The organism is Nocardioides glacieisoli, from assembly GCF_004137245.1.
GTDB classification, from domain to species: Bacteria; Actinomycetota; Actinomycetes; order Propionibacteriales; family Nocardioidaceae; genus Nocardioides; species Nocardioides glacieisoli.
Map to the genome: position 1 here is coordinate 1 of NZ_SDWS01000027.1, position 2,180 is coordinate 2,180.

The 2,180-nt window shown below is 68.6% G+C and carries 2 protein-coding genes; both read right to left on the reverse strand.

Annotated elements, in window-relative coordinates; all coding sequences use genetic code 11:
• Positions 1-63 precede the first annotated feature (63 nt).
• Entirely contained in the window at positions 64-852 is a 789-nt protein-coding gene (gene istB, locus EUA06_RS22195; protein ID WP_129479869.1) for an IS21-like element helper ATPase IstB, read from the reverse strand.
• The gene (gene istA / locus EUA06_RS22200; RefSeq protein ID WP_422879782.1) at positions 852-2,108 is read right to left on the reverse strand and encodes an IS21 family transposase; all 1,257 of its coding nucleotides are present in this window, start codon (positions 2,106-2,108) and stop codon (positions 852-854) included. Before istA ends, istB begins: the two co-directional genes overlap by 1 nt.
• Positions 2,109-2,180 lie beyond the last annotated feature (72 nt).

Below are 2,180 nucleotides of genomic sequence, written 5' to 3' on the forward strand. Positions count from 1 at the left end.
TGTCAACGACGGCCGAAAATGAACCCCTTTGCGTCGGTTGAAAGTGGACCCCTCTGCGGTTGGTTACTTGGTCTCGACCGCGGTGGGGATGCGGCCCAGGTTGTGGTTCTTGAGTCGGTAGGAGTCGCCTTTCAGGGCGATGACGTCGGCGTGGTGGACGAGTCGGTCGATCATCGCGGCGGCGACGGTGTCGTCGCCGAAGACCTCGCCCCAGCGGCCGAACTCCTTGTTGGACGTGACGATCAGGCTGGCCCTTTCGTAGCGGGAAGAGACGAGTTGGAAGAACAGGTTGGCGGCCTCGTGCTCGAAGGGGATGTAGCCGACCTCGTCGATAACCAGCAGGGGATAGCGGGCCAGGCGGCGTAGCTCGTCTTGTAGCCGTCCGGCGGCGTGGTGCTCGGCGAGCCGGTCGACCCACTGGGCGGCGGTGGCGAACTGGACCCGGTGGCCGGCCTGGCAGGCGCGGATCGCGATCCCGGTGGCCAGGTGGGTCTTGCCGGTGCCGGGTGGGCCGAGGAAGACCACGTTCTGCTTGCCGGCGATGAAGTCCAGGGTGCCCAGGTGCGCGATCAGGTCCCGTTTGAGTCCTCGGGCGTGGGTGAAGTCGAACTCCTCCAGGCTCTTCCTGGCCGGGAACCGGGCGGCCCGGATCCGGCCCTCACCGCCGTGGGACTCCCGTGCGGACACCTCGCGTTGAAGGCAGGCGACCAGGAACTCCTCGTGCGTCCAGGACTCCGCACGTGCCCGTTCGGCCAGCCGCGGGATCGACTCGCGCAGGGTGGGGGCCTTCAGCGCCCGGGTCAGGAACGCCAGCTCGCTGTCGGTGTCGCGGCTGGTTGTCTTGGTGGCCATCAGGCGACCTCTTCGGCGTCGACAGCCTCGGTGGGACGGGTGCCGAAGAACGTGTCGTAGACCGACAGGTCACGCGCTTCGACGACCACACCGGCTGGCTCAGCCGGTCGTTCCCTGATCGTTCTGGCGTGGTGCGCCAGGTCGAGTGCCTTCTCGCGGTGCGCGGGGTCGGTCATGGTCTGGTGCCTGGCCCAGCAGCGGTCATGGCGACCCACGACCGTGCCGGCGCAGGTGATCGTCACGTGCGTGAGGTCCGCGATCACCTCGACGAACCTGCCCACCACCGACGGGTCGACGGAGTAGTCATTGGACGCCACCCGGACGTAGTGATCGCGCGGTAGCCGGACCCGGGTGCGCCACCCCACCGTCGGCGGTGCCGGCGGTAGCCCCAACATCGCGTCGCGGTCCACTGTCCAGCGCGCCGTCGGGGCACAGCCGATCCGCCGCGAGTGCCGAGCGTTGGCCCGGGCCAGCCATTCGGTGAGCTGGGTGTTGAAGTCACCTGGCCCGGTGAACTCTCGGCCCGGCAGGAAGGAGGTCTCGAAGTAGCCGTTGTTGCGTTCGGTCAGCCCCTTGGCTTCGGGATCCCGCGGCCGGCACAGGTGCACCCCGATGCCCAGGCTGCCGCGGAAGGACTCGAACTCCTCGCTCAGGGTCGGCTTCCCGCGTCGCCAACCACCCACAGCGCCCTCGTTGTCCCACACCAGTTGCCGCGGCGCAGCGCCCATCGCCGACAACAGCTGCCAGTGCCCAGCGATCAGGTCCGGTGCGGTCCGCGAGGGGATCATCACCGCCCACCGCATCCTCGAGTACCCCGACGTCATCACCAGCACCGGTGGCGACCCGTGCTGCCCGGCACCCAACGGCACCGGCGCCGGCGGGAACCACAGATCGCACTGCACCCGATGCCCCGGGTCATAGACAGTCCGGCTGGCCGGGTCCGGCGGCAGGTAGTACGGCCGCAGCTCCCGGACCCGGTCCTTGAGCACGGTCAACCCGTGCTCCCACCCGATCCGTTCCGCGATCACCGTGGCCGGCATCGTCGGTGTCGCTCGCAGCAGCTCCCGGATCTGGGGTTCGACCGCGTCGACCACCGACCGCTTCGCCGGCCGCGAGTAGGACGGCGGCGAGTCACTGGCCAGAGCGCGTCGCACCGCGTTCCGCGAGATCCCCAACTGCCGCACGATCGCCTTGATCGCCATCCCCTCCGCCGAGTGCAGCCGACGGATCTCAGCCCAGTCCTCCACTGTCATCACCCTCTACAGGATCGAGCAGGGGGGTCCGTTTTCACCCGTCGATCAAGGGTCAGTTTTCACCCGTCGTCGACA